General features: G+C 67.5%; 7 protein-coding genes. All 7 read left to right on the top strand.

The window, feature by feature from the left end; translation table 11 throughout:
• The first annotated feature begins 518 nt into the window (after positions 1-518).
• Positions 519-926: an NADH-quinone oxidoreductase subunit A gene (locus tag CFP71_RS14185; RefSeq protein ID WP_093934320.1), complete on the top strand. Its 408-nt coding sequence runs from the start codon at positions 519-521 to the stop codon at positions 924-926.
• A gap of 6 nt (positions 927-932) precedes the next feature.
• Positions 933-1,481: a NuoB/complex I 20 kDa subunit family protein gene (locus tag CFP71_RS14180; RefSeq protein WP_005151847.1), complete on the top strand. Its 549-nt coding sequence runs from the start codon at positions 933-935 to the stop codon at positions 1,479-1,481.
• A gap of 5 nt (positions 1,482-1,486) precedes the next feature.
• Positions 1,487-2,251 carry an NADH-quinone oxidoreductase subunit C gene (locus CFP71_RS14175; RefSeq protein WP_093934319.1) on the top strand — a complete coding sequence of 255 codons (765 nt, stop codon included), beginning with the start codon at positions 1,487-1,489 and terminating at the stop codon, positions 2,249-2,251.
• The gene (locus CFP71_RS14170; protein WP_093934318.1) at positions 2,248-3,579 is read left to right on the top strand and encodes an NADH-quinone oxidoreductase subunit D; all 1,332 of its coding nucleotides are present in this window, start codon (positions 2,248-2,250) and stop codon (positions 3,577-3,579) included. The genes CFP71_RS14175 and CFP71_RS14170 overlap by 4 nt, the downstream gene beginning before the upstream one ends.
• Positions 3,576-4,448, top strand: coding sequence for an NADH-quinone oxidoreductase subunit NuoE (gene nuoE, locus CFP71_RS14165; protein ID WP_093934317.1), 873 nt, complete (start codon positions 3,576-3,578; stop codon positions 4,446-4,448). The genes CFP71_RS14170 and nuoE overlap by 4 nt, the downstream gene beginning before the upstream one ends.
• Positions 4,448-5,728: an NADH-quinone oxidoreductase subunit NuoF gene (gene nuoF, locus CFP71_RS14160; RefSeq protein WP_093934316.1), complete on the top strand. Its 1,281-nt coding sequence runs from the start codon at positions 4,448-4,450 to the stop codon at positions 5,726-5,728. The genes nuoE and nuoF overlap by 1 nt, the downstream gene beginning before the upstream one ends.
• The coding region (locus CFP71_RS14155) for a 2Fe-2S iron-sulfur cluster-binding protein (protein ID WP_143267082.1) at positions 5,725-6,684 on the top strand (960 nt) is incomplete at its 3' end. The genes nuoF and CFP71_RS14155, both read left to right, overlap by 4 nt.

Here is a 6,684-nt window from a genome sequence, read left to right as displayed (position 1 = left end):
CGGCACTTGCCACTCACGACCACCCCGACCCACGCGCCACCGCACAGGCCCGCCACCTCGGCCCATCTGGCGCTCATCCCGTGTCCCACCTGCGCCGGACCACACGTCTGGACCAGTCACGGGTACTCCGCGCAGTGGTATCGGTCACAGGACAAACGTGGTCAAACGGACTCCCCGAGTCGATCTTCGGAACGACGTCGCAGGTCACCGGTATCGCACGTGGGAAGAAACCGTACTGGCCGTGCGGTCAAGTTAGGGCAGCCTTATAGCACGGGGCCTAGGGACAAGAATGTGAGTCACGTCCTACACTCCCCCCATGCTTTGTGAATCGCTTCACATCCTCGACGGGAGGCTTGTGAACTATTTCACAAGCAAGGGGGCCGTCATGCACGGCCCGTAAGGGTTGCCTAACCCTCGGCGGTGTGACCCAGGTGACTTAGGGTGCCGACCGAGGGAAGCGGTGAACCCCGACTCGAAAACCGCAGCGGCGCGGAAAGGATGGCGAAAACCCCGTGCTGATGTTGCCCGTGCTGGCCCAGGCGGACACCTCGAAGGTGCCCAATCTGGACATGTACCTCCCCTTGGTCCTCCTGTTCGTCCTCGCTCTCGGATTCGCGGTGCTTTCGGTGCTGCTCGGCCCGCTCGTCGGCCCGAGCCGGGCCAACAAGGCGAAGCTCGCGGCCTACGAATGCGGCATCGAACCGTCGCCGCAGCCGGTCGTCGGCGGCGGCCGGATGCCGGTCGCGTACTACATCACCGCGATGCTGTTCATCCTGTTCGACATCGAGATGGTCTTCCTCTACCCGTTCGCGGTCTCCGCGGACGCGCTGGGCATGTTCGGCCTGGTGGAGATCGTGCTGTTCATCGCGACGGTCGGTTTCGCGTACGCCTATGTGTGGCGTCGCGGCGGCCTGGATTGGAACTAGAGAAGCATGGGCCTCGAAGAAAAACTCCCCAACGGCATCCTCCTGGCCAGTCTCGAAGGCCTGGTGAACTGGGCCCGCAAGAACTCGATGTGGCCCGCCACCTTCGGTCTCGCCTGCTGCGCGATCGAGATGATGACCGTCGGCGGTTCCCGTTACGACATCGCGCGTTTCGGCATGGAGCGCTTCAGCGCGACGCCGCGCCAGGCGGATCTGATGATCGTCGCCGGCCGCGTCACGCAGAAGATGGCGCCGGTGCTGCGCCAGATCTACGACCAGATGGCCGAGCCCAAGTGGGTGCTGGCGATGGGCGTCTGCGCCTCGTCCGGCGGGATGTTCAACAACTACGCCGTGGTGCAGGGCGTCGACCACATCGTCCCGGTCGACATGTACCTCCCCGGCTGCCCGCCGCGCCCCGAAATGCTGCTCGACGCGATCCTGAAGCTGCACGCCAAGATCCAGGACGAGCCGATCAACGCCCGCCGGGCCGCGATCCGTGCCGCCAGCGGTGAGCGCACCGAGCTGATCGCCTCCTCGATCAAGTACGCGAAGAAGTGAGCGACGTGCCCGAAGACAACACTCCCGAAGTCCCCGAGACGGGCGGCGAGCAGTCCAGCGCCGAGCGGCCCGAAGGCGGTCTCGAACCGCAGGGCACCCGCCCGGCCGAGCCGGTCGTCACCGGTAAAGAGCGCCAGGGCATGTTCGGCGTGCACGGCACCGGTGACACCTCCGGTTACGGCGGCGTCCGGCTCCCCGCGTTCAGCCCGCCCCCGGCGGAGCGCCCGTACGGCGGCTGGTTCGACGAATTCGCCGACGAGTTCTACGCGGCCTTGGCGGACAACAAGGTTCCGGCGAGCGCGATCCAGCAGACCACGGTCGACCGCGGCGAGATCACCTTCTACGTCGCCCGCGAGCACCTCGTCGAGATCGCCAGGACCCTGCGCGACGACGCCGGTCTCCGCTTCGAGCTGCTGAGCTCGTTGTCCGGCGTCGACTACGGCGTGGACGTCCCGCAGCGGCTGCACTCGGTCTACCACTTCACGTCGATGACCTACCGCCGCCGGATCCGCATCGAGGTCACCCTCGACATCGAGGACCCGCACGTCCCGTCGCTGGTCGGGCTCTACCCGACCGCCGACTGGCAGGAGCGGGAGACCTGGGACATGTTCGGCATCGTCTACGACGGGCACCCCGCGCTCACCCGCATCCTCATGCCGGACGACTGGGACGGTCACCCCCAGCGCAAGGACTACCCGCTCGGCGGGATCCCGGTCGAATACAAGGGCGCGGAGATCCCGCCGCCGGACCAGCGGAGGTCGTACTCGTGAGCACCGAATTCCAAGAGACGGAAGTCCCCGAAGCCGACTCCCGCGAGACCACCGAAGGCCGCGTCTACACCGTTTCCGGTGGTGACTGGGAAGACCTCATCGAGGACTCTCGCCACGACGAGCGCATGGTCATCAACATGGGCCCGCAGCACCCGTCGACGCACGGCGTGCTCCGGCTCGTGCTGGAGATGGAGGGCGAGACCGTCACCCAGCTCCGCTCGGTCATCGGCTACCTGCACACCGGGATCGAGAAGAACTGCGAGTACCGCACGTGGACCCAGGGCGTCACCTTCGTGACGCGCATGGACTACCTCGCGCCGCTCTCCACCGAACTCTCGTACTGCCTCGGCGTCGAGAAGCTGCTCGGCATCCAGGCCCCGCGCCGCGCCGAGCTGCTGCGCGTGATGCTGCTGGAGATCAACCGCATCGGCTCGCATCTGGTCTACATCGCCACCGGCGGCATGGAACTCGGTGCCACCACGGCGATGACGCTCGGTTTCCGTGAGCGCGAAGAGGTCCTGCACCTGCTGGAGCACCTCACCGGTCTCCGGATGAACCACGCGTTCATCCGCCCCGGCGGTCTCGCGCAGGACATGCCCGCCGACTACCACGAGGCGGTCAGCGCGTTCGTCAAGACGATGGACGAGCGGCTTCCCTTGTACGACAAGCTCTTCACCGGTCAGCCGATCTGGCGCAACCGGCTCAAGGGCGTCGGGTACCTGCCGGTCGACGCGTGCCTCGCGCTCGGTGTCACCGGTCCGGTGCTGCGCAGCGCGGGCCTCCCGTGGGACCTGCGCAAGACCGAGCCGTACTCCCGCTACGACGAGTTCGAGTTCGACATCCCGACCTCGACCGACGCGGACTGCTGGGCGCGGTACCTGATCCGCGTCGAGGAGATGCACCAGAGCCTGCGGATCATCAAGCAGTGCCTGAAGAAGCTCGAACCGGGCCCGGTCATGGTCGAGGACAAGAAGGTCGCCTGGCCCGCGCAGCTCTCGATCGGCAGCGACGGCATGGGCAACTCGCTGGAGCACGTCCGCAAGATCATGGGCCAGTCGATGGAATCGCTCATCCATCACTTCAAGCTGGTCACCGAAGGCTTCAAGGTCCCGCCGGGCCAGACCTACACGGCGGTGGAATCGCCGCGCGGTGAGCTCGGGGTGCACCTGGTCTCCGACGGCGGCACCAGGCCGCTGCGGGTCCACGTGCGCGAACCGAGTTTCGTGAACCTGCAGTCGATGCCCGCGATGGCCGAAGGCGGCCTGGTGGCGGACGTGATCGCCGCCATCGCCTCGATCGACCCCGTCATGGGGGGAGTGGACCGTTGAGCACCCAGCCCGGAACGACACCGACACCCGAGCCCGGCTCCAGCTTCGCCGAGCAGACCCACGTCGCCGCCGGCGGTGACGTCGACGTCGTCGCGATCTCGCCCGACCCCGCCCTCGCGGAGGGGATCCTGGAGAACGCGAAGCCCGCGGACATCTTCGACGCCGACACCCACGCCAAGGCGCAGGAACTGATCTCGCGCTACCCGCAGTCCCGGTCGGCGCTGCTGCCGATGCTGCACCTGGTGCAGTCGGTGCAGGGTTACGTGAGTCAGGAGGGCATCGCCTTCTGCGCGAAGAACCTGGACCTGTCCGACGCCGAGGTCAGCGCGGTCGCGACGTTCTACACCATGTACAAGCGCCGCCCGTGCGGCGAGCACCTGGTGAGCGTCTGCACCAACACGCTGTGCGCGGCCATGGGCGGCGACGCGATCTACAAGAAGCTCCAGACGCACCTCGGTTCCGAGGAGAAGCCGCTGGGGCACAACGAGACCGCGGGCACGCCGAACGAGCAGGGCTCGATCACCCTCGAACACGCCGAATGTCTCGCGGCCTGCGACCTCGCTCCGGTCATCCAGGTCAACTACGAGTACTTCGACAACCAGACCGAGGAAAAGGCCGTCGCGCTGGTCGACGCGTTGCAGGCGGGCAAGAAGCCGGCCCCGACGCGCGGCGCGCCGCTGTCGAGCTTCAAGGGCGCCGAGCTGCAGCTCGCCGGGTTCTTCCCGGAGGACGCGCAGCAGTACCGCACGGACGTCGACGGTCCTTCGCAGGCCGTCGAAACCCTGCGGGGCGCGCAGGTCGCGCAGGACCGCGGCTGGACCGCGCCCGCGATGAAGGACGTTCCGCTTCCTGAAGTGGAGAAGAAGTAATGGCTGACCCGATCACCCCGGTCCTCACGAAGCGGTGGCTTTCGCCCAACTCGTGGACGATCCAGTCCTACGAAGCCCTCGAGGGCTACACCGCGATCCGCAAGGCGCTCAAGGCCACTCCCGAGCAGATCGTCCAGCTGGTCAAGGACTCCGGCCTCCGCGGCCGTGGCGGCGCGGGCTTCCCGGCGGGCATCAAGTGGTCCTTCATGCCGCCGAACGAGGACAAGCCGCACTACCTGGTGATCAACGCCGACGAGGGCGAGCCGGGGACCTGCAAGGACATCCCGCTGATGATGGCGGACCCGCATTCGCTGATCGAGGGCTGCGTCATCGCCTCGTACGCGATGCGCTCGCACCACTGCTTCATCTACGTCCGCGGTGAGGCGCTGCACTGCATCCGCCGTCTCAACGCGGCCGTGCGCGAGGCCTACGACGCGGGCTACCTCGGCAAGAACATCCTCGACTCCGGATTCGACCTCGACATCACCGTGCACGCGGGCGCCGGGGCGTACATCTGCGGCGAGGAGACGGCACTGCTGGACTCGTTGGAAGGCCGTCGTGGCCAGCCGCGGCTCAAGCCGCCGTTCCCGGCCGCCGCCGGTCTCTACGCGGCGCCGACCACGGTCAACAACGTCGAGACCATCGCCAGCGCGCCGTACATCATCAACGGCGGTTCGGACTGGTTCCGCCAGATGGGCCGTGAGAAGTCGCCCGGCCCGAAGATCTACTCGATCTCCGGCCACGTCGAGAACCCCGGCCAGTACGAATGCCCGCTGGGCACGACACTGCGCGAGCTGCTGGACATGGCGGGCGGCATGAAGGACGGCGTCCCGCTGAAGTTCTGGACGCCGGGTGGTTCGTCCACGCCGATGTTCACCGCCGAGCACCTCGATGTTCCGCTGGACTTCGAAGGCGCGGCGGAAGCCGGGTCGATGCTGGGCACGACGGCCGTTCAGGTCTTCAACGACACCGTTTCCGTGCCGTGGGCCGTGATGAAGTGGACGCAGTTCTACGAGCACGAGTCCTGCGGCAAGTGCACGCCGTGCCGCGAGGGCACGTACTGGCTGGCGCAGATCCTGGAGCGCATGGTGGCGGGCAAGGGCACCGAAGAGGACATCGACACCCTCCTCGACGTCTGCGACAACATCCTCGGCCGCTCGTTCTGCGCGCTCGGCGACGGCGCGGTCTCGCCGATCCAGAGCGGGATCAAGTACTTCCGGGACGAGTTCCTGGCTTTGTGTCACGAAAACAAGCGCGAATTGGTGGGGGCGCAGGCATGACGATCGCACCCGACAAGCCCGGGACGGCCGCGGAGGAGACCCCGGTCCCCGAGGGCCACGTCAAGCTGGTCATCGACGGTGAAGAGGTCATCGCGCCCAAGGGCGAGCTGCTGATCCGCACCGCCGAACGGCTCGGCACGGTCATCCCGCGCTTCTGCGACCACCCGCTGCTCGACCCGGCGGGCGCCTGCCGCCAGTGCCTGGTCGAGGTCGAAATGGGCGGCCGTCCGATGCCGAAGCCGCAGGCCTCGTGCACCATGACGGTCGCCGACGGCATGGTCGTGAAGACCCAGCTGACCTCGGCCGTCGCGGACAAGGCCCAGCAGGGTGTGATGGAGCTGCTGCTCATCAACCACCCGCTGGACTGCCCGATCTGCGACAAGGGCGGCGAATGCCCGCTGCAGAACCAGGCGCTCGCGCACGGCCGCGCGGAATCCCGCTTCGTCGACACGAAGCGGACGTTCGCGAAGCCGCTGCCGATCTCCTCGCAGGTCCTGCTGGACCGGGAGCGCTGCGTGCTCTGCCAGCGCTGCACCCGGTTCTCCCGCGAGATCGCCGGCGACCCGTTCATCGAGCTCCTCGAACGCGGCGCCCACCAGCAGATCGGCACCGCCGAGACCGCCGACGTGCTGGACCTGGCTTCCCGGACCACTTCGGGTGACCCGTTCCAGTCGTACTTCTCCGGCAACGTCATCCAGATCTGCCCGGTCGGCGCGCTGACGTCGGCCGCGTACCGGTTCCGTTCGCGGCCGTTCGACCTGGTGTCCTCGCCGAGCGTGTGCGAGCACTGCTCGTCCGGCTGCGCCGAGCGGACCGACTTCCGCCGCGGCAAGGTCACCCGGAAGCTCGCGGGCGACGACCCCGAGGTCAACGAAGAGTGGATCTGCGACAAGGGCCGGTTCGCCTTCCGCTACGCCACCGCCGAGGACCGCGTCCGCCGTCCGCTGGTCCGCAAC

The organism is Amycolatopsis thailandensis (genome assembly GCF_002234405.1).
Lineage (GTDB): Bacteria > Actinomycetota > Actinomycetes > Mycobacteriales > Pseudonocardiaceae > Amycolatopsis > Amycolatopsis thailandensis.
This window is presented reverse-complemented; position numbering and strand designations above follow the sequence as displayed.

Excerpts from the sequence above, each read along its gene's own strand:
- nuoF (WP_093934316.1), top strand. The coding sequence starts at position 4,448 with ATGGCTGACCCGATCACCCCGGTCCTCACGAAGCGGTGGCTTTCGCCC.
- CFP71_RS14185 (WP_093934320.1), top strand. The coding sequence starts at position 519 with ATGTTGCCCGTGCTGGCCCAGGCGGACACCTCGAAGGTGCCCAATCTG.
- CFP71_RS14180 (WP_005151847.1), top strand. The coding sequence starts at position 933 with ATGGGCCTCGAAGAAAAACTCCCCAACGGCATCCTCCTGGCCAGTCTC.